At 32.0% G+C, this 25,241-nt stretch carries 20 protein-coding genes and 3 tRNA genes; all 23 read left to right on the top strand.

Features of this window, described 5'->3' with window-relative positions:
- Positions 1 to 62: 62 nt before the first annotated feature.
- The 23 genes from BN1075_RS16965 to BN1075_RS16855 all read left to right on the top strand — a co-directional run bounded on the left by BN1075_RS16965 (position 63) and on the right by BN1075_RS16855 (position 25,232).
- Positions 63 to 944 (top strand): polysaccharide deacetylase family protein, encoded by an 882-nt coding sequence (locus BN1075_RS16965; RefSeq protein ID WP_052406616.1) that lies wholly within the window; start codon positions 63 to 65, stop codon positions 942 to 944.
- A gap of 298 nt (positions 945 to 1,242) precedes the next feature.
- Complete coding sequence (glgB, locus tag BN1075_RS16960; RefSeq protein ID WP_040194459.1) at positions 1,243 to 3,147, top strand: 1,4-alpha-glucan branching protein GlgB; 1,905 nt, start codon at positions 1,243 to 1,245, stop codon at positions 3,145 to 3,147.
- Positions 3,148 to 3,178: 31 nt separating this feature from the next.
- Positions 3,179 to 4,474, top strand: a complete 1,296-nt coding sequence (locus BN1075_RS16955) for a glucose-1-phosphate adenylyltransferase (RefSeq protein WP_081911643.1) — start codon at positions 3,179 to 3,181, stop codon at positions 4,472 to 4,474.
- A gap of 2 nt (positions 4,475 to 4,476) precedes the next feature.
- The gene (glgD, locus tag BN1075_RS16950; RefSeq protein WP_040194458.1) at positions 4,477 to 5,592 is read left to right on the top strand and encodes a glucose-1-phosphate adenylyltransferase subunit GlgD; all 1,116 of its coding nucleotides are present in this window, start codon (positions 4,477 to 4,479) and stop codon (positions 5,590 to 5,592) included.
- Positions 5,593 to 5,870: 278 nt separating this feature from the next.
- Complete coding sequence (glgA, locus tag BN1075_RS16945) at positions 5,871 to 7,298, top strand: glycogen synthase GlgA (protein ID WP_040194456.1); 1,428 nt, start codon at positions 5,871 to 5,873, stop codon at positions 7,296 to 7,298.
- A 78-nt stretch (positions 7,299 to 7,376) separates the two neighbouring features.
- Complete coding sequence (locus tag BN1075_RS16940) at positions 7,377 to 9,752, top strand: glycogen/starch/alpha-glucan phosphorylase (protein ID WP_040194454.1); 2,376 nt, start codon at positions 7,377 to 7,379, stop codon at positions 9,750 to 9,752.
- A 227-nt stretch (positions 9,753 to 9,979) separates the two neighbouring features.
- A complete protein-coding gene (locus BN1075_RS16935) occupies positions 9,980 to 10,660 on the top strand; it encodes a GntR family transcriptional regulator (RefSeq protein ID WP_040194452.1) in 681 nt (226 codons plus the stop codon).
- A 1,141-nt stretch (positions 10,661 to 11,801) separates the two neighbouring features.
- Positions 11,802 to 12,086: a citrate lyase acyl carrier protein gene (citD, locus tag BN1075_RS16930; protein WP_040194451.1), complete on the top strand. Its 285-nt coding sequence runs from the start codon at positions 11,802 to 11,804 to the stop codon at positions 12,084 to 12,086.
- Positions 12,087 to 12,096: 10 nt separating this feature from the next.
- On the top strand, positions 12,097 to 13,008 hold the full coding sequence (locus BN1075_RS16925) for an aldolase/citrate lyase family protein (protein ID WP_081911642.1): 912 nt from the start codon (positions 12,097 to 12,099) through the stop codon (positions 13,006 to 13,008).
- Positions 13,001 to 14,557, top strand: a complete 1,557-nt coding sequence (gene citF / locus BN1075_RS16920; protein ID WP_040194447.1) for a citrate lyase subunit alpha — start codon at positions 13,001 to 13,003, stop codon at positions 14,555 to 14,557. Before BN1075_RS16925 ends, citF begins: the two co-directional genes overlap by 8 nt.
- A 107-nt stretch (positions 14,558 to 14,664) precedes the next feature.
- A complete protein-coding gene (gene citS / locus BN1075_RS16915) occupies positions 14,665 to 16,008 on the top strand; it encodes a citrate/sodium symporter CitS (protein WP_040194446.1) in 1,344 nt (447 codons plus the stop codon).
- Between the two features lie 442 nt (positions 16,009 to 16,450).
- On the top strand, positions 16,451 to 16,651 hold the full coding sequence (locus BN1075_RS16910; RefSeq protein WP_040194445.1) for a hypothetical protein: 201 nt from the start codon (positions 16,451 to 16,453) through the stop codon (positions 16,649 to 16,651).
- 170 nt (positions 16,652 to 16,821) lie between these two features.
- The gene (citC, locus tag BN1075_RS16905) at positions 16,822 to 17,859 is read left to right on the top strand and encodes a [citrate (pro-3S)-lyase] ligase (RefSeq protein WP_040194443.1); all 1,038 of its coding nucleotides are present in this window, start codon (positions 16,822 to 16,824) and stop codon (positions 17,857 to 17,859) included.
- An 11-nt stretch (positions 17,860 to 17,870) separates the two neighbouring features.
- Positions 17,871 to 19,256 (top strand): triphosphoribosyl-dephospho-CoA synthase CitG, encoded by a 1,386-nt coding sequence (gene citG / locus BN1075_RS16900; RefSeq protein WP_052406615.1) that lies wholly within the window; start codon positions 17,871 to 17,873, stop codon positions 19,254 to 19,256.
- 103 nt (positions 19,257 to 19,359) lie between these two features.
- Entirely contained in the window at positions 19,360 to 19,782 is a 423-nt protein-coding gene (locus BN1075_RS16895; protein ID WP_040194441.1) for a hypothetical protein, read from the top strand.
- Between the two features lie 317 nt (positions 19,783 to 20,099).
- Complete coding sequence (gene mtnN, locus BN1075_RS16890) at positions 20,100 to 20,795, top strand: 5'-methylthioadenosine/S-adenosylhomocysteine nucleosidase (RefSeq protein WP_052406614.1); 696 nt, start codon at positions 20,100 to 20,102, stop codon at positions 20,793 to 20,795.
- Positions 20,796 to 20,983: 188 nt separating this feature from the next.
- Positions 20,984 to 22,183, top strand: a complete 1,200-nt coding sequence (locus BN1075_RS16885; protein WP_040194440.1) for an O-antigen ligase family protein — start codon at positions 20,984 to 20,986, stop codon at positions 22,181 to 22,183.
- Positions 22,184 to 22,299: 116 nt separating this feature from the next.
- Positions 22,300 to 23,448, top strand: a complete 1,149-nt coding sequence (locus tag BN1075_RS16880) for an alanine/ornithine racemase family PLP-dependent enzyme (RefSeq protein WP_052406613.1) — start codon at positions 22,300 to 22,302, stop codon at positions 23,446 to 23,448.
- 153 nt (positions 23,449 to 23,601) lie between these two features.
- A complete protein-coding gene (locus BN1075_RS16875; RefSeq protein ID WP_040194439.1) occupies positions 23,602 to 24,063 on the top strand; it encodes a hypothetical protein in 462 nt (153 codons plus the stop codon).
- A 138-nt stretch (positions 24,064 to 24,201) separates the two neighbouring features.
- Positions 24,202 to 24,277 (top strand) — tRNA-Lys (locus BN1075_RS16870).
- A 214-nt stretch (positions 24,278 to 24,491) separates the two neighbouring features.
- Positions 24,492 to 24,567 (top strand) — tRNA-Lys (locus BN1075_RS16865).
- Positions 24,568 to 24,782: 215 nt separating this feature from the next.
- Positions 24,783 to 24,858, top strand: a tRNA-Lys gene (locus BN1075_RS16860).
- Positions 24,859 to 25,019: 161 nt separating this feature from the next.
- On the top strand, positions 25,020 to 25,232 hold the full coding sequence (locus tag BN1075_RS16855; RefSeq protein ID WP_040194438.1) for a hypothetical protein: 213 nt from the start codon (positions 25,020 to 25,022) through the stop codon (positions 25,230 to 25,232).
- Positions 25,233 to 25,241 lie beyond the last annotated feature (9 nt).

Below are 25,241 nucleotides of genomic sequence, written 5' to 3'. Positions count from 1 at the left end.
TCGAAGGAGTAAGTTCGACTAACCAGATCACAGATTTGGAGTCTCACTTAAGGAGGAGAAAAATGAAAAAGTTTATTGCTGTACTTATAAGTATTTTTACAATGTGTAGCTTTGTTCCAGTATCAGCTACAGCCGATAATGAAAGTCCTAATGCCAGCAGTGAAACAGTTAAGGAGGAAAGCAAGGGTGATTGCGGTGAGGATAAAGGTCCTGTTAAAAAGATTGTTTTTTTAACCTTTGATGACGGTCCTACACAAAATACATTGAAAAATTTAGAAATATTAGAGAAAGAAGGAGTTAAAGCAACTTTCTTTGTGGTTGGGGAATTAGCAGAGCAAAATCCAGATATTTTGAAGCAAGCTCACGATGCTGGGCATGAAATTTGTATTCATACCTATAATCACAAAAATAAAAATTATAAAAGCAAGGGAGCTTTTATGGATGATTATCATAAGGCTTACGAAGTGGTAAAAAATATTTTAGGAAAAGAGCCTTCTAGGTTTATGAGAATGCCTGGTGGGTCAAGTACTCACTCTGGTGATAAGTATACTGTTAAAGCTATAAGAGATGGATTATGTGGTGAGGGAGTATATTATATAGACTGGAATGTATCCCTAGAGGATGCAATTCACCAGAATACTCCAGTAGACACTCTTTTAGCAACCTTTAGAAAAGAATTAAAGAAAACCTATATAGACACTAATAATATAATTGTATTAATGCATGATGGAGCTTCAAATTCAACTACACCACAAGCTTTACCTTCAGTAATAAAATATTTTAAAGAGAATAACTATGAGTTTAAAACTTTTGGTAATCTAACGCAGGAAGAATTTGAACTTCTTTTAAGAGAAAAACAGATTAATAAGTATAACAGACCACAGCAAATAGACTCATCTGAAATGAAGGCTAATCCTACTAGTGAGCCTGGAAGTGGAAATTAAAGTTTGTATAGATTATAGAAGATAAAAGGCAGTCATTTTGACTGCTTTTTTTATGTTGAAATATATTTATTTAAGATTGATAATACAAAATTTTAGCTAAATGATTATTTGATGTTATAAACAAAATGAAAATTACCTAATAAAAACTATAATTTTATTATATGTAAACGAATTTATTAAATTTGAAAAGGTAATCAATGTAAAAAAATAGTAAAAGTGCATGTAAAAAACTATATAAAATGGTATAATATAACATATATCAATAAATGGAATAGTTGTTTAACGAAGGGGGAGAAAAATGAGGGGAAAATTTTTAAAAATTAATTTAGAAAAGGAGATTAATCAATTCATTCAGGGGAAAAATTATTACAGCTATAAATTTATGGGTGCTCATTTGGCCGAAGAAAATGGAGTAATGGGATATAGATTTACTTTATGGGCGCCAAGGTGTAAATCCATAAGTGTTGTTGGAGATTTTAACAATTGGGATGGAACCTTAAACACTATGGTAAAAGTTCATGAAGGTGGAATTTGGTCCATCTTTATTGAAGGTCTTGAACCTGGTGAAATCTATAAATATGAAATTACTCACAAGGATGGCAAAAAGGTGTTGAAGGCAGATCCCTATGGTTTTTATTCAGAGAAAAGACCTAATACAGCTTCAATTTTAGTAGATAGCTGTACATATCCATGGGGTGATGGAAGGTGGATTGGTAAAAGGAGAAGAAGTGACATACTTAATGGCCCTGTAAATATATATGAACTTCATTTAGGTTCTTTTATAAAAGAGAGTGAAAATGGATTTCTAAATTATAAAGAAATTGGACAAGCAATTATAAATCATGTGAAGCTAATGGGCTATACACATATTGAAATAATGCCAATTACTGAATATCCATTAGATGATTCTTGGGGTTATCAGGTAACTGGATATTTTTCACCTACCAGCAGGTATGGAACTATTGAAGATTTAAAGTGGTTTATTGATCACTGTCATAGATCAAATATCGGAATAATTCTTGACTGGGTGCCTGGACATTTTTGCAAGGATCAGCATGGTCTTTTTATGTTTGATGGCGCACAGCAATACGAATATGATGACTTTAAAATGTATAATAACCCAGGATGGGGGACTGCTAATTTTAATTTGAGCAAAACAGAGGTAAGAAACTTTCTTATTTCAAGTGCAATATATTGGATAAAAGAGTTTCATTTTGATGGTATAAGAATTGATGCAGTATCAAATATGGTATATCTGGATTTTGGCAAGGGGCCGGGACAGTGGCTGCCAAACGAAGATGGCGGCAATGTAAATTATGGCGGCAAGGAATTTTTAAGATTATTAAATGAAGAGCTTCATAATTTAAATGAAGGGATTATAACCATAGCAGAGGAGTCAACTGCCCTAGCCTATGTAACATCTAAGGAGGAGCAGGAAGGTTTAGGATTTGACTTAAAGTGGAATATGGGATGGATGAATGACACCTTGAAGTATGTGGAACTACAAGAGGAAGATAAGAAATTTAACCATAATTTAATGAATTTTTCTATGATGTATGCTTATTATGAAAAATTCATGCTGGCAATTTCTCATGATGAAGTTGTTTATGGTAAGAAATCCTTATTTAATAAGATGCCAGGAGACAGGTGGCAGAAGTTTGCAGCCTTACGCTGTTATTTAACTTTTATGTATTGTCATCCAGGAAAGAAAACCTTGTTTATGGGCAGTGAATTTGGGCAGTTTAGTGAGTGGTATTTTAAAGGAGGCCTTGACTTTCATTTAATGGATATGGATGAAGGACATAAAAATACCTTGAGTTTTACAAAGGAGCTTAATAACCTTTATAAAGGTGAAGAAGCACTATGGAAATTGGATTTTGATCCAAAGGGATTTAAGTGGATTGATCCAGATAATAATCAGCAAAGGGTTTTAAGCTTTATACGATATGGGGATAAAATGGAAGATACTTTAATTATTGTTTGCAATTTCGCACCAATTACTTATTATGATTTCAAAATAGGTGTGCCTTACAATTGCTGCTATAAAGAAGTGTTTAACAGTGATGAAAAAAGGTTTGGTGGTGCTGGCGAGATAATGGCAGAGGTTCTATTTTCAGTAAAGGATTATATTCATGGTATGGAACAATCAATTACCATTAAGGTACCACCATTAGGAGCAGTGATATTAAAGGTTAACAATTAAATTATATATAGAATAAAAAGGAGTGAGGGGTATGATGAAGAAAGAAATAATTGCAATGATTTTGGCTGGAGGTAAGGGTACACGTCTTGGGAACCTTACTAAAAAGGTTGCAAAACCTGCAGTTTTTTATGGTGGAAAATATAGAATTATTGATTTTCCACTTAGTAACTGTGCTAATTCTCACATTAATACAGTTGGGGTATTAACACAGTATGAGTCCATTGGGTTAAACTCCTATATTGGAGTTGGAGATAGTTGGGGATTAAGCAGTAGACAAGGAGGAGTTACAATTCTTCCACCAAGACAAACAGAAGAAGGAAGTTCATGGTATAAGGGGACTGCTGATGCCATATACCAAAATATAGATTATATAGATCAAAACAATCCAGAATATGTACTAATTTTATCTGGAGACCATATTTATAAGATGGACTACTCAAGTATGCTTGATTTCCATATAGCAAAAAAGGCTGATGCCACCATTGCTGTTATTGATGTTTCTTATGAAGAAGCATCTAGATTTGGAATAATGAACACAAATGCAGATTCAACAATTTATGAGTTTGAAGAAAAACCTAAAAAGCCAAAGAGTACCTTAGCTTCAATGGGTATTTATATATTTAATTGGAAAACCTTAAGAAAATATTTAAAAGAAGATGCTAATAATCCAGAGTCAGATAATGATTTTGGTAAAAATATAATTCCTAATATGCTTAACGATGGCAAAAATATGCTTGCTTATAATTTTGAAGGCTATTGGAAGGATGTTGGTACCATTGAAAGCTTATGGCAGGCTAATATGGATCTCTTAAGTGAAAAGAAAGAGATGGATTTATACGATAATCACTGGAGAATCTACGCCAATGACGTGGAAAGTGCTCCACAATATATTGGACCAAAGGCAGTAATTAAAAATTCCATGATTAATCAAGGAAGTAATGTTTTTGGATATGTTGAAAACTCCATCATCTTTGCAGGTGTTTATATTAGTGAAGGTGCAGTAGTTAAAAATTCAGTGGTTATGCCAGATACAATTATTGAATCAGGGGTTGAGGTTGTAGATTCCATCGTTTCAGCAGGAATTGTGGTTAACTCAAATACAAAGATGGTTAAGGAAAAGAATAGTAAGGTTTCATTAATTAAGGGTAGTCAGTCTGCCAACATAGGGGACAAGAATTCCAGTAAAAAGTCCGTAGCTTCAAAGGAGATACAAGAGAAGATTGAAGCAGAGGCTTTGAAAGATAGTAATGAAATAGCTGTTGAAATTATTGAAAAACAAGTTATTATAACGGACGAGGTTTGCCAAGTTGAGAAAGGAGTGGAGTAGTTATGAAAAATGCAATGGGGATAATAACTTTACATGAAAAAAATGGAGGGTTAAATGAATTAACTCATCATCGACCAGTTGCAGCAATTCCTTTCTTAGGCAGATTTAGATTAATAGATTTTCCACTTTCAAATATGACTAACTCAGGGATAACTAATGTAGGTGTATTTATTCAAGAAAAGCCGAGACCATTAACAGAACACTTAGGAAAAGGAAAATGGTGGGAGTTAGATGGTAAGAAGGATGGATTATTTATCTTTTATCCTTATTATAATAGTGTTAATAGCATGTACACTACAGAAATGAAGAATTTTAAAGAGAACCTTGATTATGTTAAAACAAGTTCTCAGGAATATGTAATCATTACTTCCAGCTATATGCTTTGCAATATTAATTATAAAGAAGCTCTTAATTATCACATAAGTTCAGATAGTGACATTACTATTATGTATAAAAATGTAGATAATGCTAAAACAGAGTTCTTAGGATGCGATACCATTGAAATTAATAGCAAAGGAAGGATTCAAGCTATTGATACAAATAGAGGAGAAGAAAATAATAGGACTATTTCTATGGAAACCTATATTATGAGAAAACAGTTATTTATAGATATAGTTGAACAATCAGAAAAGATAAGCGTAATGTATTCATTGAAGGAAACTATAAATTTTAATTGCAAATATTTAAAAATAAGGGGCTATGAATATAAGGGCTATCTTGTTTGTATCAACGATACAGTATCTTATTATAAACACAGCATGGAGCAGCTGGATATTAAAAACAGAAAGGAATTATTTAATCCTGAAAGTCCTATTTATACTTTAGTGAGGGACAATGCACCAGCTTTTTATGGAAGGGAAGCTATAATTAAGAATTCATTAGTGGCTAATGGTTCTGTAATTGAAGGAACTGTTGAAAATAGCATAATTTCCAGAGGAGTAAAAATTGAAAAGGGTGCAGTAGTTAAAAATTCAATATTAATGTCACGCTGTACCGTTGAAAAAGGAGTTTACCTGGATTGTATAGTTTCAGATAAAAACACTAGATTTACCAGGGTTAAAGAGATTTGTGGTTCTAAGGAACATCCAATTGTATTTGAAAAAAACAGTGTTTTGTAAAAATTTAGAATGTAGAATGTAGAATTTGGGAATAAATTCCTGTGGAATTTCTTTGATTTGTATGTTCGTCTTATGAAATTTTAAATTCCATAAGACAAGCAAAATAATTCTAGCACAGCTAGAATTATTTTGCTTACAAATTTTAAGTCGGAAATTTAAAATTGCTAATTTAAAATTAAAAATAAAATTAAAGCTTCTCCGAGCGCAGAAAGGAGAAGCCTCCAACATTCTACATTCGGGTATTCTATATTCTAAATTAAAAAAGGGGGGAATTAACCATGAAGGTGTTATTTGTTGCTGGTGAATGTGATCCTTTTATAAAAACCGGCGGTTTAGGTGATGTGGTTGGTGCTTTACCACAATATTTAAGAAAGCATGAGGTAGAGGTAAGTGTTGTTATACCAAAGTATGAGGATATTAATGAAGAAATAGTAAGCAAGATGAAGCTGATAAAGGAATTTAATGTGCCGATGAGTTGGAGAAGCCAGTATTGTGGTGTTCTACAGTATAAAAAAGGCGGTATTACATATTACTTTATAGATAATGAGTTTTACTTTAAGCGTAAGGGTGCTTATGGTTATGGTGATGATGGAGAAAGGTTTGCCTTCTTTGACCGAGCTGTGATGATGATGATGAAGGAGATAGAGTTTAAGCCAGATATTATCCATTGTCATGATTGGCAGACTGGTATGATACCTGTACTTTTAAAGTATGATTATTGCAGTGATGAATTTTATAAGGGTATTTCTACAGTATATACCATACACAATTTAAAATTCCAAGGTGTGTTCCCAAAGGATAAGCTAGGTGATTGGTTTAACTTAAGTGAAGAGCTTTATGATAATGACACTGTGAGCTTTTATGACTGTATGAATTTTATGAAGGGTGCAATTAAAACCTCAGATAAGGTTACTACAGTGAGTAAAACCTATAGTGAGGAAATAAAGAATGATTTTTACGGTGAACAGCTTCAAGGATTATTAAGAGAGAGAGAACAGGATTTATCAGGTATAGAAAATGGAATTGATTATAAGATTTATGACCCTTCAAAGGATACTTATATAGAAAAGAAATATTCTAAGTTCAGACTTAATAATAAGAAAATCAATAAAATTGCTCTTCAAAGAGAGTTGGGCTTAGAAGAAAATGAAGATATTCCGATGATGGCAATGGTGTCTCGTTTAACCTCTCAAAAGGGCTTAGATATTCTAACAGATGCGCTGAATGATATTATTGAAGGGGAAGTTCAGCTGGTGGTTCTTGGTACAGGAGAAGCAGACTATGAGCAGTACTTCTTAAATCTTGCAAACAATCATCCTAATAAGGCGGCTGCGGTTATTGCCTTTGACAATACCTTAGCTCATAAAATCTATGCAGGAGCCGACATGTTTTTAATGCCATCCTTATTTGAACCTTGTGGACTTGGACAGCTTATAGCCTTACGCTATGGTACCATTCCAATAGTAAGGGAAACAGGTGGATTAAAGGATACTGTACGCTTTTATGAAACAACTACCCAAGAGGGGAATGGATTTACATTTTATGATTACACAACCTATGAACTTAAGAAAACTATGAGGATAGCCCTAGATTATTATAAAGACAAAGAGCTATGGACACAGCTAATTATTAATGCAATGGATAGTGAAAATAGCTGGGATAAATCAGCTATGGAGTATATAAATTTATATAATGAACTAATTTGATTGAACCAAATAGTTAATTTCAACATAGCATAATTAATAATAGCAAGTCAGCTTATATTAATTGCTTGAGGTGAAGTGATGGGAAAATCAAAAAACATTGAAAGAAAAATTAATGATGTACTTAATATGTTCTATGGAACAGATTTAAAGTCTGCAAGTGCTATAGAGGTTTATAATGCAGTTTCTAAGGCAGTTTTAGGAGAGAAGTATGAGGATAAAAGGAGAAGTGATGAGGTCTATTTTAAAGGAAAAGTGACTTATTACTTCTCCATTGAATTTCTTATGGGAAGGGCTTTAGGAAATAATTTAATTAACTTGGCTTTGAATGATGAAGTTAAGAAGGTTTTAAATGGTGTTGATTTAAAGTTAGAGGATGTAGAAGAAGTTGAACTTGATGCAGCATTTGGCAATGGTGGTTTAGGTAGACTTGCAGCGTGTTTTTTAGATTCTGCTGCAACGCAGAATATGCCGGTTATGGGATATGGTATTAAGTATGAGGAAGGACTTTTTAAGCAGGAGTTTAAGAATGGTTTTCAAGTTGAGGAGGGTGACAATTGGAACTCTGTAGGGGAACCCTGGCAGATAAAGGTTGAAAAAGATCAAGTAGAAGTTAAGTTTTCTGATTTAACAGTAAATGCAGTGCCATATGATATGTATATTATGGGCTATGGCACTAGAAATGTTAATGTGCTTCGTTTATGGGAAAGTAAGGCCTTAAAGAAATTTGATTTTAATATGTTCAATGAAGGGTGTTTTGATGAATCCATGAAGGGAAAGGTTAAGGGAGAGCATATTTCAAGAGTACTATATCCGAATGATTCCAGAGAAGAAGGCCGTATTTTAAGAATAAGACAGGAGTATTTCTTCGTTTCAGCTTCCTTGAAGGATATAATTAAAAGATATATTAAATATCATGGAAATGATTTAAAGGAGTTTTCTAAGTATGTGGCAATCCAACTCAATGATACTCATCCGGTGGTGGCAATTCCTGAACTAATTAGAATTCTGGTGGACGAACGTAATATGGATATGGATACATCTATTGCTATAGCTAAAGAAACCTTTGCCTATACCAACCATACAATTATGGCAGAGGCTCTTGAAAAGTGGGAATGTTATCTCTATGGTAAGCTTCTTCCAAGGATTTATCAAATTATAGAAGTTTTAAATAATAAATTAGTTATGGAATTAAGAGAAAAAGAAGTTCCGGAAGCAGATATAAATATTATGAGAATTATTCAAAATGGGATTATCCATATGGCATCTTTAGCTCTTTATGGTGGTCATGCTGTTAATGGTGTGGCAAAGCTTCATACAAAAATTTTGAAGGAAGACACTTTAAGGCCTTGGTATGGAGCTTATCCAGAGAAGTTTCAAAACAAAACTAATGGTATTTCTCCAAGAAGGTGGTTAAAGCTTTGTAATGAAGAACTGGCAGAATTAATTACGTCCCAATTGCATAGTGAAAGCTGGCTTAGAGATTTATCATTATTATCAGAATTAAAGCCAGCCTTAATAGAGGAAGACTTTATTAAAAGCTTCCTAACTATAAAGGATAAGAAAAAACAACAATTAGCTAAATATATTTATGAAAACGAAGGTGTCACCATTAATCCAAAGTCAATGTTTATTATTCAAGTGAAAAGAATTCATGAGTATAAAAGACAGTTGTTAAATGCCCTCTTGGTTTTAGATATATATTTTAAGCTTAAGGAAAATCCACAAATTGATGCAACACCAATGACTTTTATTTTTGGAGGCAAAGCAGCACCAGGATATTTTAGGGCAAAGGGAATAATTAAATTTATTAATGATATCGCAAATTTAATAAATAATGATGAAGATGTAAAAGGTAAATTATCCCTTGTGTTTGTGAAAAACTATAATGTTTCATATGGAGAAAGACTATTTCCAGCTGCAGATTTATCAGTTCAAATATCTACTGCAGGAAAGGAAGCTTCTGGTACAGGAAACATGAAGTTTATGCTTAATGGCACTCCAACTGTTGGAACTTTTGATGGAGCAAATATTGAAATTGTTGAAGAAGCTGGAGAAGAGAATAATTTTATATTTGGAGCCAGAGTTGAAGAATTAAGGTCAATTGCTGCCAGCTATAACCCACAGAATTATTATTACAATGTGGAAGGTTTAAAAAGAGTTATTGATACTTTAATAGATGGAACATTTAATGATGAAAACACTGGTATGTATCGTGAAATTTACAATTCACTTCTTTATGGCTGTGATTGGCAAAGGCCCGATGTATATTTTGTATTAAAGGATTTTGAAGATTATCGTAGAGTAATAAATGAAAGCAAAAGTGTATATCAGGATAAATTTAAATGGGGAACTATGTGTGTAAGTAATCTTATTGCATCTTCAAAATTTTCAAGTGACAGAACCGTTATAGAATATTGCAGAGACATCTGGGGAGTAGAACCAGCACAAGTTTAAAAAACAATATTTAAAACAAAAAAATAATTTCAAAATAAGAATAATTTAATGGCAGCTTAGTATTTAAACTGCCATTAAAAGTTTAAAGAAAAAATTTACATTACAGTTTGACAATAGTTGAATATTGTGTAATATTTATAGAGAATGAATAAGTAGAAAATATATATATCAAAATTTTTTTCAAGATAAATGATAAAAATAAAGTATATAATTGAGGGATGAGGACTATGGACTATAATTTTAAAAAAATCGATGAGACTTGTGGAAAATCTATGAGAGAATTGGTTCTCGGGGAACTAAGAAATGCTATATTTATGGGATACATCAAACCTGGAGACAGACTGGTGGAAACAACAATTGCAAATTCTATGGGAATAAGCAGGACACCAGTAAGAGAAGCGTTGCGTCAATTGGAAAGTGAAGGCCTTGCAATTAATATGCCAAGAAAAGGTACAGTAGTTAAAGGGATTTGCGTTGAAGATGCAAGAGAAATCTATGAAATCAGAGAAGTTTTAGAAGGATTAGCAGCAAGAGGAGCATGTTTACATATTTCTAGAATGGAAATCAGAGAATTGAGACAAATCATCAGAGATATGGATCAATGCATTAAAAATAAGGATGAAGAAACTTACTCTTATGTACACAACAGGTTCAATAGAATCATTATAGATTCTTCTAAAAATAAACGCTTGATAGATCAAATGGAATCAATTTATGAGTATTTAAAAAGCTTAAGAAGAATAAGCTTATTGACAGAAGAAAGAAAGTTTGAGGCATTAAAAGAGCATATTGAAATTGTAAATGCTATTGAAAATGGTGATGAGGATGAAGCGGAAAAATTAACAAGACTTCATGTTAGAAGAGCTAAGAAATCCTTCCAGGAAGTTATAGAAATAACTAATAAGTAGAGTTTATCTATAATAAGAAACAAACTAATTACTTGCTATATCTTAAACATAAGTGAATTAATAAGCTATAAACTGATACCTTTTGATTATGGTTTAATCAGTGATTTATTGTAATTATTGTATGTATTATTGCTTTATAAAATGATTTATTACATATGTGAAATTCGAGACAGGCTGCATAGTCTGTCTTTTTTTGTTGATAAATTTAATATAAAAAATTTGGGATTTACTTGAAATTTATTTCGAATATGTATACAATTATATGTAGATGGATACAATGCATGTGTAAATTGGTGGCACGAATACAATTGTATCCAGTATCAACTAGAGGGGAGATGAAAAGGTTTTAAATTTTAGCGAAAGATAAACCCTAATGAAAAAAAGCCTTAACATCGTTTTCGTTTATAGGAAAGATACAATAGAAATTGGGCAAGATACAATAGAAGAATTTAATTATACCAATAGTGAAAGTAAGTTAATAATATTACTAAATTGTTAAAGAAGCCAGTTATTTATCTTACTAATTATTAAAAATCGATTAAATTAATAAATTATTTTATGTTTATTTATGGTTTATTGGATATTTAAATTTTAAAGATAAGAAACATAAGAAGAATCGAGTAATATACATGGTTTAATAAACTGCTTTTTATTAAGATCTTAATATGTATATGGTAAAGTTTTTTATTAAAAAAAATAATATGAAAATTATTTTAATAAATTTAAAAAATGGTATTGATTTTTGCATTGAAATTGTATACACTATAACCATGTTGTATACAAAGTGATGCTTGCAGAAACGAAAAAGGCAGTTTCAAATGGAAACTTCCATTTGATTGGGGATAATCCACAAAGATTAGGTTAATCTATAAAATAAAGAATTTTAAGATTAATTAATGTGGACTTAACTAATTGATGAAGTGCTCTGTAAAAGTTTAACTTTACAAATTGAAGTTTGGTGGTTAAGCTTAAGGGCTTCACTTATGGAAGCTTCACCTCATATGAGTTCGGTGGAATACTCTAAGAGTATGTTCCATCACCAAAGTCATAGATTTTGGATGTCACTTAATTTTTACTTAACCAAGTCATAGATTTGGAGTGTCACTTATATTAACTAATTGAATTTTAGGAGGAATTGAATATGGAACTTAAAGTAGTAGCTAGTGCTGGTACATTAGAATCAAGTGATATACAGATTATAATAGAGCCTTCTACAGCTGGAATAGAAATTACTTTAGAGAGCACAGTGATGGCACAATTTGGAGAAGCTATAGAAAAGGTTATAAGAGAAACTCTTGCTTCTTTAGGAGTGGCTAATGCAAAGGTATTTGCAAACGATAAAGGTGCTATCGACCCTGTTATAAAGAGTAGAGTACAAACTGCTGTTTACAGATCAGCACAAAATAACGAATTTAAGTGGATGTAAGGGGGAAGTAATAATGAAACTAAGACGTTCTATGTTATTCGTTCCAGGAAACAACCCAGGAATAATAAGAGATGTACATATATATAAGCCAGATTCAGTAATGTTTGACTTAGAGGATGCTATAGCAATCACTGAAAAGGATTCAGCAAGATTCTTAGTTCACAACATGCTTAAGAATTTAGGAGATTACTACAAAGAATTAGGAATAGAGACAGTTGTTCGTATCAATGGACTTGCAACAGAGTTCTGGAAGCAAGACCTTGAAGCAGTTGTTACTGGTGGAGTTGAAGTTGTTAGAATACCAATGACTGAAAGCCCAGAAGATGTAATGGCTGTAGATGCTGAAATCGAAAGAATAGAAAAAGCGTGTGGAAGAGAAGTTGGTTCTACTTTAATAATGGTAGCTATCGAAACTGCACTTGGAGTTATGAATTCATTTGCAATAGCAAAAGCTCCAACAAAGAGATTAATAGGAATGGCTATTTCTGGAGAAGACTTCGTAACAAGCATGAAGACTACAAGAACACCAGAAGGAGACGAGCTTTACACTGCTAGAGGAATGGTAGCAATGGCTGGAAGAGCTTGTGGACTTGAGGTTCTTGATACAGTTTATGCTGATGTAAACAATGATGAAGGATTCTTAAAAGAAGCTAACTTAATTAAGAGAATGGGATTCGGTGGTAAATCACTAATTCACCCAAGACAAGTAGAGCTTATCCATAACGTATTTACTCCAAGTGAGAAGGATATAGCTAAAGCTAAGAAAATAGTTGATGCAACAGCAGAAGCTTTAAGAGAAAACAGAGGAGTATTCACTGTTGATGGTAAGATGGTTGATAAACCAATTATAGAAAGAGCTCAAAGAGTTCTAGAACTTGCTAAAGCAGCAGGGGTTTTAGTTGGAGGCGAAGATAATGAGTAATACAAATAGAGTTAATCAAGATCTTTTAAATAGAATACCTGGATACGAAAGCAGAAAAGCGTATGAAGCACCATTTGCTAACGTGCCAGCTGATAGATTAAGTGGTTTAAACACTGGAAACATAAAAGATGAAGTAAGAAGAGATAAAACTACAGCATCTTTAAGAGAAGCTATAGAGAAGTGTGAAATAAAAGATGGAATGACAATATCTTTCCACCACCACTTCAGAGCTGGAGATAAGCTTTTAATGCAGGTAGTAGATATACTAGCTGAAATGGGAGTTAAAAACTTAAGAATAGCTGCTTCTTCATTAACAAGCGCTCACAGTGGACTTGTTGAGCACATCCAAAATGGAGTTGTAGATAGAATAGAAACAAGTGGTATCAGAGGAAGACTTGCTACTGCTATTTCAGAAGGATTACTAGGTGATAAGCCAGCAGTAATCAGATCTCACGGTGGAAGAGCTAGAGCTATAACATCAGGAGACGTTCACATAGACGTTGCTTTCGTAGCTGCATCTTCTGCAGACTGCATGGGTAACGCAAATGGAGTTAAAGGAAAATCAATTTGTGGTTCTTTAGGATACGCTAAAGTTGATGCAGCACACGCTGATAAGGTTGTTGTTGTTACAGATACAATAGTTCCATATCCAAACTTCCCACAAAGTATACCTCAAACTCAAGTTGACTACGTTGCAGTAGTTGAGGAAATTGGAGATTCTAAAGGAATCATGTCTGGAGCTACAAGATTTACTTCAAACCCAAAAGAGCTTTTAATGGCTAAGAGAGTTGTTGAAGTAATGAAGGCATCTCCATACTTCAAAGATGGATTCTCAATGCAGACTGGTTCAGGTGGAGCTTCACTAGCAGTTACAAGATTTGTTAAGGATGAAGTTATAAAAAGAGGAATTAAACTTAGCTATGCTTTAGGTGGAATAACTGCACCAATGGTAGATTTATTAGAATCTGACCTTGTTGATCAATTATTTGATGTTCAATGCTTTGACTTAACAGCAGCTGAATCAATAGGAAAAAATGAAAAGCACGTTGAAGTTAGCGCTGACTTCTATGCAAGCATAGGAAACAAATCTGCAGCAGTTAACAAACTTGACTTCGTTATATTAAGTGCCCTTGAAATAGATACAGATTTCAACGTTAACGTTATATCTGGATCAGATGGAGTTATCAGAGCTGCATCTGGTGGACACAGTGACACAGCTGCAATGGCTAATATGTCAATCTTAGTTGCTCCACTTACAAGAGGAAGACTTTCTACAATAATAGATAAAGTAACTACAGTTGTTACTCCAGGAAGCACAGTTGACGTAGTTGTTACAGATTACGGTGTAACTGTAAACCCAGGAAGACAAGACTTAATGGAGTGCTTCAAGAAAGCTGGATTACCATTAATAACAATGGAAGAGCTTCGTGCTATGGCTACAAGACTTGTTGGAACTCCAAAAGAGTTAGAATTCACTGATGAAGTAGTTGCAGTAGTTGAATACAGAGATGGAAGCATCATCGACGTAATCAAAAAATTAAAAAAGTAATTTAGCATAAGCTAAAATTGCAAAAGATGAATAGTTAATTTTACTAGGCCTTGCCTAGAGCAGGGCTTAGTTTGAAATTATAAAATTTTTACTTAGGAGGAATTATTATGCCAAACCTTATCGAAGAGAAAAAAGGCCCATTCAAAATGTTTGGAATGCCTTGGTACTTAATGCTTGCAGTAGCTGCAGTAGTTTTATTTGCATCTACTATGGGTTACTTACCGAACAACGCAGTAGGTGCGTTCGCTTTATTATACTCTGTAGGAATATTATTTGCTACAGTAGGTGACAGAATTCCAATATGGAAAGAATACGTTGGTGGAGGTCCTATCCTTGCATTCTTAGGATCAGCTGCTTTAGTTTACTGGGGAATTATCCCTCAAGCAAGTGTTGATGCTGTTGTAACTTTAATGGACACAGCTGACTTCCTTGACTTATTTATAGCTGTACTTATAACTGGTTCTATCTTATCAGTTAACAGAAAACTTCTTTTAAAAGCATTTGCAGGTTACTTACCAGCAATCCTTGGTGGAGTTGTTGCTGCATTCGGATTTGCTGCAGTTGGAGGAATGATATTCGGAATTCCAGTTGCAGATATAGCTACTAAGTATGTATTACCTATCATGGGTGGTGGTACTGGAGCTGGAGCTATACCAATGTCTGAGATCTATGCTACTGTAACAGGTGGAGATCCAGGAGCATGGTTAACATTTGCTCTTTCTATCTTAACTATAGCTAACATCATAGCTATCATAGCTGCTTCAGTTCTTAACAAATTTGGTGAGACTAAAGCAGGAGCTAAATTCAACGGAAATGGTGAATTAATCAGAAACGCTGAAGATATATCTAAATTAGAAGATACAAAAGTTATAAAAGTAACTCAAAGAGAAGTTGCTTGTGGATTAATATTAGCTGTTGCATTCTATGTTCTTGGTAACATATTATCTAAGACTTTAATAATCCCTGAGTTCACTTTAATGGGAATTGATGTTAAAATAGACATCCACAGATTTGCTTGGATGGTTATCTTAGTTGCTTTAGCTAACGTTGCTAACATAATCCCAGCTGAATTAAAAGAAGGAGCTAAGAAGATTCAAGGATTCTTCTCTAAGCAATTCTTATTAGTAATCATGGTTGGTGTTGGTATCGCTATGACTGACCTTGGAGAATTAATCCAAGCATTTACATTTGCTAACGTTATAATAGCTGCTTTAGTAGTATTAGGAGCTATAGTTGGTTCTGCTGTAGTAGGTTGGTTCGTAGGATTCTACCCAATAGAAACTGCTATATCTGCTGGTTTATGTATGGCTAACAGAGGTGGTTCAGGAGACGTTGCAGTTCTTACAGCTGCGAAGAGAATGGACTTAATGTCATTCGCTCAAATCTCTTCACGTTTAGGTGGAGGAATAATGCTTATCGTTGCATCTGTAGCGTTCGGACTATTCTTCTAAGAGAAAAATTAAATATTAAAAAGAGTGTTGTTATCAACACTCTTTTTACAATTCTAGTTAATTTAGAATTAAATTAATTTTGAATTAAGAATGTAAAAGGTAAAATGAAGGAGGAAACATCAAGGAGTTTCTATTAAATATAGAAATCACATAGGGATTTCATCCATCATTCTAAAATTTAAACTTTACATTTTAAATTTAAAATAGGACTAATTATAAAGGATAAAAGTAATGGTTTATCTTTTATAATTAATCTTATAAGAATTAAGAATTAAGGCTGTAGAATGTATAATGAAGAAGGAAACACCGAGGGAGTTTCTATTAAATAAAGAAATTCACTTAGGGATTTAATCCATCATTCTAAATTCTACATTCTAAATTTAAAAAAGGAATTTAATAAATAAATGATATTAAACAAAGGATAAGAAGCGGAGGAATAAAAATGTCAGGAAAGAAAAGAAAGTCTAATAAAGAATTAATGCGTGAAGTTCGTGAAGAAGGTTTGTTTAAAGAAGCTCATGAGATGGCAAGCACTAAAAAGAAGTATGAATTTAAAAGCAGCTGGGATGGAATTGTAACAATTCTTCTATTTGTTGCGGCTTTAGTTATAATTACTTTAGTTAGAAGATTTTTTAATTTATAATATTAGGTAGAGGAAAAATGAAGAATGAAGGATTATGGGAAGAATTCTTATAAATTTTATAAAATATAGAAACTACTTTAGAGTTTCAATCAGTAGAGTTTCAACCAAAAATTTTCTTCGTTAATCCTTCATCTTTCATTTAATTATACAGAGTGCAAGGGGTGGAGTTTATGTACTTTAGTACAGAGAAGGTTAATCTTAAATCCAAAAGAGAGGTTCAAAGGGTAAGCGATTTTTTAAATGGCTTTGATTTAAAGTATGATGATGTTGATTATACAGTGGTTATAGAGGATTGTGGTAAAATTATTGCTACTTGCTCTAAAAAGAACAATATTGTTAAATGCTTTGCTATTGATGAAGATTACCAGGGACAAGGAATATCAGGTACTTTAATAACTGATATAACTAATAAGCTGTTTGAGGAAAATATTTATCATAACTTTATTTTTACAAAGCCTAAAAACAATTTCTTATTTGAAGGATTAGGATATAACGTTATAGTGAGCACAGATAAAGTGTCCTTATTAGAAACAGGAAATAAAAATATAAAAAATTATTTAAATTCTTTAAAGAAAAGCTTTAATTTAAAGGATGGGGAAGAGTATGCAGCTCTTATAATGAATTGTAACCCATTTACCTTAGGACATAAGTACATAGTAGAAACTGCTGCAAAAGAAAATAAAAATGTAATTATTTTTGTAGTTGAAGAAGATAAGTCAGCTTTCCCTTTTAAAAATCGTTTTGAGTTAATTAAAGAGGGAGTTAAAGAGTTTGAAAACGTAACTGTAATTCCGGGGGGAGAATATATAATTTCTTCAGCTACATTTCCAAACTATTTCTTAAGAAAAGATGATAATGTACTTAAGGAATACACAAAGATTGATGGTAATGTTTTTGGTAAATACTTCTGTAAGGAATTAAATATAGTTAGAAGATATGTTGGTACAGAACCTTACTGCAAGGTTACCAATACTTATAATGAAACTTTAAAAGAAGTTCTTCCTAAGTATGGGGTAGAAGTTAAATTAATCGAAAGAAAAGAGACTGGGGATGAAGCAATAAGTGCTTCTAGGGTAAGAGCTCTTTTAAAAGAAGGTAAGCTGGAGGAAGTAAGAGAACTTGTGCCTGCTACTACCTTTGAGTTCTTAAATAGTGAGGCAGGAGTAGAAATAATAGAAAGATTAAAGGTTTCAGATAAACCTCATTAAGGTGTGTTAAAATGAATGAAATGGAAAGAATAGGCCTATTTTTGGATGCTAGAGAAAGAAGAGTCTATCATCAAGAAGAACTTCTTCAAAGCCTTAAGGGGTTATCTTTAGCAACGGTGAGAGTCAATTATCCTGGTATAGATAAATCAAATTATATTACTGATTTCATAGGAAAAGTTATTTGTGATGAAATTTCCATCTTCCATAAAAAACAAATTATATTTAGTGAAGAATATAAGAATGAAGAAGGTTATATTGGTCATTTTATTTTTAATGTTGACTATAAAGTTATAAAAAAAGCGATGATTAATCTTGAAGAGAACCATATTTTAGGCAGATGTGTTGACTTAGATGTTTACTATTTAGATAAAAATGAAAGGTTTGGCTTAGAGGAGATTAAAGGTGCTTCAAGAAGTGATTTAGATCTTCCTCCAAGAAAGTGTTTTATCTGTAATGAAGAAGCCAGAGTATGCTCTAGAGCTCAAAGTCATACAATAGAAGAAATTAAGAAATTCTTCGAGGATAAGTTCAACCAGTATGAGGAATGGAATAGTAAAAGGCAGCAGCTGTCCTATGAACTTTCACAGTATGCTTTAAAGGCTATGATAGAAGAGGTATCAACAATGCCTTCTTTTGGTTTAGTATCTCCTGGTACGAAGGGTTCACATAAGGATATGGATTTTTATACATTTATGGATAGTTCCTTTGCAATAGCGCCATTTTTAAAGGAAATGGCAGAAGCAGGGTACACTTATCATGATGAAAAAGAGGTATTCCAAGCAATTAGGCATATTGGTATTCGATGTGAGGAAAGCATGTTTAAAGCAACTAAAGGTGTGAATACTCATAAAGGCATGATATTTTTATTAGGTATTGTTGTAACAGCAACTGCAAAAGCTTTATACGAGGGAGATTCCTTTGAGAGAATTGAAGATATTATAAAAAATATGTGCTCTGAAATTCTTGATGATTTCAAAGAAGTGAATAATAAAAAGAGTCTTACACATGGAGAAAAACTATATAAGGAGTATGGTTTTACTGGCATAAGAGGGGAAGTAAAGGCTGGAATACCTGTAGTGTTTAAGGAAGTTTTTGCGGAGTTTTTAAGTTCACCCTTAAAAGGTCATGAACTCTTTGCTCAAACATTATTGGAATTAATGGCAAGAGTTGAAGATAGCACCATAGTTCATAGACAAAGTATTGATAAATTGAAAGAAATTCAGCAGGAAGCCAAGATCATTCTTGAAAATGGAGGGTTCAATTCTCCATTAGGCAGAAAAATGGCTTTTGATTTTGAAGAGAAATGTATCAAGGAAAACGTTAGTCCAGGTGGCTCAGCAGATTTATTAGCATTAATTATATTTTTAAGTGAAATATATAATAAATACTATAAGTAAGCCTCCAAGTCTTTGATTTGGCTAAATAGTGAAATTTTAGTTTTATTTTTCCCAACTATGGATTATAATCATATAGATAAAGAATAGATTTGGAGATGAAATTATGTACATACCGTTTGGAAATGAAATTTTAAATGAAAAGGATATAAGTGAATTAATAGAAAATAAAAGTGATTTTAAAGTTATTAAAGATATGACTAGAGGAACTAAAAGAGAAGATATGCATGCTTTTTGTTTAAGTGTAAAAGTTGATACCTTAAATGAAATAATTGCCGAAGAGTACGATGAGTTCAATGTTGAGGAAATGGATGAAGATGAACTATTTGAAGAATATCTTAGCTTATCGGAAGAGATGGCTTTAGATATGGAAGAGTTCCTGCCAGAAGCATCTTTAATCGATGCAAAGGCATATAAGTGGGATAACTCTGATAATGATATAAAATTAATTTTCTTAATCGGAAGCGATGAAACTGAAGAAAGAAAAATGAGAGATGTAATGAGAAAGTTAATTACTCAGTGTGAATAATCATATTAGATTTATATAGTTTAAAAGATGAAGGTTTTACCTTTGTCTTTTTTATTATACTTTATAGTAAATTGATATTTTAGTATTAGATTTATAAAAATTTTGGTTAAATTCGTATAATATTATAGATTTATTAGTAAAAGCAAATAGAAATAATTTGATTTATAGGAAATTATAATACAAACAGGATTAAATGGGTATTTATTGTAATAAGGATGTGTTACAATAATAATGTATATTGTAATTAATTGGGTTGAATATAGTAAATTAATCTTGCTTATATGCAATTTTAAAATTATAAGTATATGGGGGGTATTATGAGAAGAATAGGAATACTTGGGGCCATGGAATTAGAAATTGCTTTTTTAAAGGAAATTATGGAAATTGAGGAAGTGGTTGAGTATGCTGGATTCAATTTCTATGTGGGAAGTTATGGGTATTTGAAGCTTTTTATTGTTGAAAGCGGCATTGGTAAGGTTAATGCTGCATGCTGCACTCAAACTTTAATTACTAAATTTAATGTGTCGCATATCGTTAATTATGGTATTGCTGGAAGTTTGAGACCTGACATTAGAATTTGTGATATAGTAATTGGTCATAGTTTTACATATCACGATGTTGGTAAAAGTCAACTAAAGAATATGTTTCCATTTAAGGAAAAGTTTTATGCGGATGAGTGTTTAGAAAGGATTGCAATCGATGCTTTTTCACAAATTGAATTGAAAGAATGTAATTATCATTTAGGATTAGTGGTAACAGGGGATGAATTTATTTCTAATCCATCTAGAAGACAAAATATAGTTATTGATAATAATGGCTGTTGTGTTGATATGGAGGCAGCTGCTATTGCACACAGCTGTTTTTTAAATAAAGTTCCTTTTATATCAATAAAATGTGTTAGCGGTAATTATGATGAAGATTCAACTGAATATAATACTGAATTAGATCATATTGCTGCTTATTCAGCAGCCAGATTTACAATTAAAATTTTAAATATTTTGGAAAAACATTAGTTTTTTCACTGTACTATAAATACATGCAAATAGTTGAAATAACTTTACTTCAAGTGTATTATATACAAGGTATTAAACTACTTAAATGAGTCTATAATAAAGTAAGACGAGATAATATTAGCAAAACAATAAATTTCTATAAGAATAAATTGCAGTATTTTATCTTTTAGAAGAAGTAGGGTGATAATTTGTGTAATATAGTACTATTATTATTTGTATTATCTCCATATACCGCGGTTTTATCATGTTTCTTTGCAGTATTTTATTTATATAAAAATAAAGGAAATGTTAGTAAAAATACTTGGAATATAGGATTAATTATTTTATTTTTATGGTCTTTCTTTGTAGGATTAGTTAATAAAAGTTCAATGTCAATTTTAGTTTCCTTTCTATTTCTTTTGTATTTTTGCATGAGTGTGTATATCGAGAATGAATGGAGCAGTGAAGAAAAAATATATGATATTTCTCATTGGTTATTAAAATTTTCTATTTTTTCAGGCATTATAGGAATAATAGAAAAAATAGCCTTTGCAATTCATCCAATGTTAGTTTGGAGATTTTTTTTAGGACTACCAGCCACAACTTCATCAACTCATAGAATTTATAGTACTTTCGGTAATCCTAATATTGCTGGAGACTGGTTTGCAATTATGATAATTGTAGCTTTATTTTATGAGGGAAGAACAAAGGAAAAAAGGAATAAAATTTTCTATTATAGTTGTGTGGCTTTATTTTTAATTAATTTATTTTTTACTGGTTCTAGAGGAGCTTTTGCAGCAATGGCTGGCGGGCTAGTTGCTTTATTTATGTTTAAATGCAGTAAACATAATAGATTGATTTTTATTGGGATTATTTTAATTATTGCAGTGGTTGGATTTATGCCTAGTAAAGTTCCTAATTTATCAGAAGGACTTGTTGGACATCAGATAAACAGATCTTTAAGTTTGCGGGAGAGAATCTGGAAGGGTTCCTTTGATATGGTTAATGAAAAGCCTTTAACAGGCTGGGGGCTAATGGGAACAATTGAACATGGAAAAGAGTTTATTTCATATAGTGGAATTGTTCATCATTCACATAATATATGGTTAGCCATTTTAACTTCATTAGGAGTTGTAGGACTAATTATTTACATAATTATGCGATTGCAGATTTATAAAAATATAGTTCACCTTTTAATGAAAGACAGCAGCAACTGTATTCAATTGTTAATAGCAATTCAAGTTATAATAATAATTCATGGATTAGTTGATTTTACTATAATTGTTCCTCAAGTTGGAGGAGTTTTTATTGCTACTTCAGCCATGATTACAGCTCTTGCGAAAGATTTTGTTAGTTTTGATAAAAATATAAGTTCTTCCATATCATTTGAATTGAATAATAAGTTGTGAAAATAAACTATAGAAGAAAATTCTTCTATAGTTTATTTTTATCAAGTTGAAATATTTAGAAAATTAGGATATAATTAAAAGAACTTCTAAATTTAGAGACTTTAAGGGGGAGAACAATGACGAAAATTTCAAACTTAGACATTTTACAGAAAGAGCAGATATTAACGAAAGATATTGAGCCTGTGGAGTATCCGGTATTAGAAATAAATCTAAATAAGGTTTATGAAAACACAAGGAAAGTAAAAGAACTTTGTGATAGTGAGGATATTTCTATTGCTGGAATAATTAAAATGACTCATAGTATGAAGGAAATTGCTGAAACAATGATTGCAGCAGGGTGTGATTACATAGGAACCTCAAGGTTAAATCAGATTAAAAAGCTTAGGAAGTCTGGAATTAATAAACCTTTGATGTTAATTAGAATTCCAATGATAAGTGAAGCAGCGAATGTAATAAGATATGCAGATATAAGTCTAAATTCTGAAAAAGGTACATTGTTTGAACTTAATAAAGAAGCCATTAATCAAGGAAAAATACATAAAGTGATTTTGATGATGGATTTGGGAGATTTAAGGGAAGGTGTTTTCGATGTAAACGAAATCATTGGAATGGCTCTTTGGGTTGAAAAAGAATTATCAAATCTTCATCTCTATGGAATTGGTACTAATTTGGGATGCTATGGAGCTATAGTGCCAACTGAAGTGAATATTGGAAAGCTTTGTGATACTGCTGAGAAAATTGAAGCAGCTATTGGAAGGAACTTAGAAATTATTTCTGGCGGAGCTACTTCCTCATTGACACTTTTAAAGGATGGCAAAATGCCAAAGAAGGTTAATAACTTGAGAATAGGCGAAGGGATTCTTGTAGCTAGAGATCTAGATGAAATATGGGAATATGATATAGCTGATTTACATAAGGATGCCTTTATTTTAAAGGCTGAAGTTATAGAAATTAAGGACAAGCCATCTCATCCTATAGGAAAAGTTTTCATAGATGCTTTTTGTAACACGCCTACCTATGAAGATAAGGGAATTAGAAGAAGGGCACTTCTTGGCATTGGGAAGCAAGACCTTGTAAATGCTGATACTTTAAATCCATTTGATAAAAATATAAAAATTATTGGTGGAAGCAGTGATCACTTAATAATAGATGTGGAAGATTGTGATAACGAATATAAGGTAGGGGATATAATTGAGTTTTATTTATCCTATCAGCATATTTTGTATTTAATCAATGAAGAAGATGTAAATAAGGTGTTTGTTTAAGAAAAAGCTTATTCCTAGCTAAACTATTGGAAAATCAAATAGATAGTATTGCATTTATTTATAATAAATATTTGTAATTTTTTAAATCTTAAATTATTATTTAGGTATAGATTATTTTATATTCTTTTACAGTTTTAATTTATGGGGGGTAACATGAATTTGAATTATTTGAAAGAATTAGATGCTATAACTAGAGAAAAAATTATGAGAGAAGAGCTTGGAGAAGAAAAATGTAAGATAATTGATAAATATCATCTTCATCCTAATGAGCGCTTATACTGGGAAAGAAGTGAAGCGAAATATCCCAGACAGGAATATTTCGGACATAGGTTAGCTAGGAAAACATCTCCTTTAGGAATCATATTCTATATTAATAATTTATGTTATGCTAAAACAAAGTATTTTGAAAAGAATTGGGATAAATTTGTTCCTTGCCATTATGACTGCATTAAAGGATTTGTAGAAACAGAAGTATATGATATGGATTTTATAAAGCAAAAAAGTACAGGTATTGTTATTGATTTAAGAGAATTAGCTAAAATTCACTGGATAGATGATTTTAAAGCTGTGTGCAAATTCTTGGAAGACAGTGAAGAAATGATTAAAACATGCTGAGTTTTATGAAAATTTCATGAAGAAGGTTTGTAAGTAGTAAAAAAATTAAATATAATAAAACAAAAAATACATAAAAAGTATTTACATCCATAAAAAGTGGGAGTATAATAAATTTTGTAGTTAAGAAATCTAAGTTTCGTGCCATTAGCTCAGTTGGTAGAGCACCTGACTCTTAATCAGGGTGCCCGGGGTTCGAGCCCCCGATGGCGCACCATATTTTTAAATTAAGTCTACAACTTATTTTAAAAGAAACTTAACTAACCAAATCATAGATTTGAAAATTAAGATGAAACTCTAATTTATATATAGTTAGTGGAGTAGGTTTACATTAATAAAATTAAAGATTTGATATTAAAGGAAACTCCTTTTCACTACGTTCAAAGGAGTAAGTTCCACTAACCAAATCATAGATTTGGAGTGTCACTTATGTGCCATTAGCTCAGTTGGTAGAGCACCTGACTCTTAATCAGGGTGCCCGGGGTTCGAGCCCCCGATGGCGCACCATTTTTAAAAATTAAATCTACAACTTATTTTAAAAGAAACTTAACTAACCAAATTATAGATTTGAGATTTAAAAGGAAACTCTAATTTATATATAGTTAGTGGAGTAGGGTTACATTAATAAAATTAAAGATTTGATATTAAAGGAAACTCCTTTTCACTACGTTCAAAGGAGTAAGTTCACCTTAACCAAATCATTGATTTGGAGTGTCACTTATGTGCCATTAGCTCAGTTGGTAGAGCACCTGACTCTTAATCAGGGTGCCCGGGGTTCGAGCCCCCGATGGCGCACCATATAAAATACATTCTTAAGCAGAATGTATTTTTTTATTTTAAAATTTTATATCAAAAGCTGTTAATAAATAAATTAATAAAATGTCTGCACAGGTACATAATAAGTAGTGTAATTTGAAGAATTAAATTAAGAACTAAAAAGGTATCAAAAGGAGGCAGTTATGGATAAAAAATTTTTTACAGAGCAAGAAAAACAGGTTTATGGTAAAGCTGGAGGTCAAAGAGAGTACACTAAAGAAAACTATCTTCACAACGGTACGAAATCTCAAGGTCAATTTGCAAACAATAGTTTTAACACAACAATAGAAGAGCCGGCTTTAAATGCTAGTGGAAAGAATGCAAAAGAAAATGGTTATGGAATAGAAAAAAGATAGTAGTATGTG

Source organism: Clostridium culturomicium (assembly GCF_000821305.1).
In the GTDB taxonomy this organism is placed as follows: domain Bacteria; phylum Bacillota; class Clostridia; order Clostridiales; family Clostridiaceae; genus Clostridium_J; species Clostridium_J culturomicium.
Note: the sequence above shows the minus strand (reverse complement) of the source record. Positions and strands in the feature narration are given on the sequence as shown.

Coding starts and splice junctions, on each gene's coding strand:
- BN1075_RS16965 (WP_052406616.1), top strand. CDS start 63: ATGAAAAAGTTTATTGCTGTACTTATAAGTATTTTTACAATGTGTAGC.
- glgB (WP_040194459.1), top strand. CDS start 1,243: ATGAGGGGAAAATTTTTAAAAATTAATTTAGAAAAGGAGATTAATCAA.
- citC (WP_040194443.1), top strand. CDS start 16,822: ATGTACTTTAGTACAGAGAAGGTTAATCTTAAATCCAAAAGAGAGGTT.
- BN1075_RS16935 (WP_040194452.1), top strand. CDS start 9,980: ATGGACTATAATTTTAAAAAAATCGATGAGACTTGTGGAAAATCTATG.
- BN1075_RS16910 (WP_040194445.1), top strand. CDS start 16,451: ATGTCAGGAAAGAAAAGAAAGTCTAATAAAGAATTAATGCGTGAAGTT.
- mtnN (WP_052406614.1), top strand. CDS start 20,100: ATGAGAAGAATAGGAATACTTGGGGCCATGGAATTAGAAATTGCTTTT.
- glgD (WP_040194458.1), top strand. CDS start 4,477: ATGAAAAATGCAATGGGGATAATAACTTTACATGAAAAAAATGGAGGG.
- citG (WP_052406615.1), top strand. CDS start 17,871: ATGAATGAAATGGAAAGAATAGGCCTATTTTTGGATGCTAGAGAAAGA.
- citF (WP_040194447.1), top strand. CDS start 13,001: ATGAGTAATACAAATAGAGTTAATCAAGATCTTTTAAATAGAATACCT.
- BN1075_RS16880 (WP_052406613.1), top strand. CDS start 22,300: ATGACGAAAATTTCAAACTTAGACATTTTACAGAAAGAGCAGATATTA.
- BN1075_RS16940 (WP_040194454.1), top strand. CDS start 7,377: ATGGGAAAATCAAAAAACATTGAAAGAAAAATTAATGATGTACTTAAT.
- BN1075_RS16875 (WP_040194439.1), top strand. CDS start 23,602: ATGAATTTGAATTATTTGAAAGAATTAGATGCTATAACTAGAGAAAAA.
- glgA (WP_040194456.1), top strand. CDS start 5,871: ATGAAGGTGTTATTTGTTGCTGGTGAATGTGATCCTTTTATAAAAACC.
- BN1075_RS16895 (WP_040194441.1), top strand. CDS start 19,360: ATGTACATACCGTTTGGAAATGAAATTTTAAATGAAAAGGATATAAGT.
- BN1075_RS16855 (WP_040194438.1), top strand. CDS start 25,020: ATGGATAAAAAATTTTTTACAGAGCAAGAAAAACAGGTTTATGGTAAA.
- citS (WP_040194446.1), top strand. CDS start 14,665: ATGCCAAACCTTATCGAAGAGAAAAAAGGCCCATTCAAAATGTTTGGA.
- citD (WP_040194451.1), top strand. CDS start 11,802: ATGGAACTTAAAGTAGTAGCTAGTGCTGGTACATTAGAATCAAGTGAT.
- BN1075_RS16955 (WP_081911643.1), top strand. CDS start 3,179: ATGATGAAGAAAGAAATAATTGCAATGATTTTGGCTGGAGGTAAGGGT.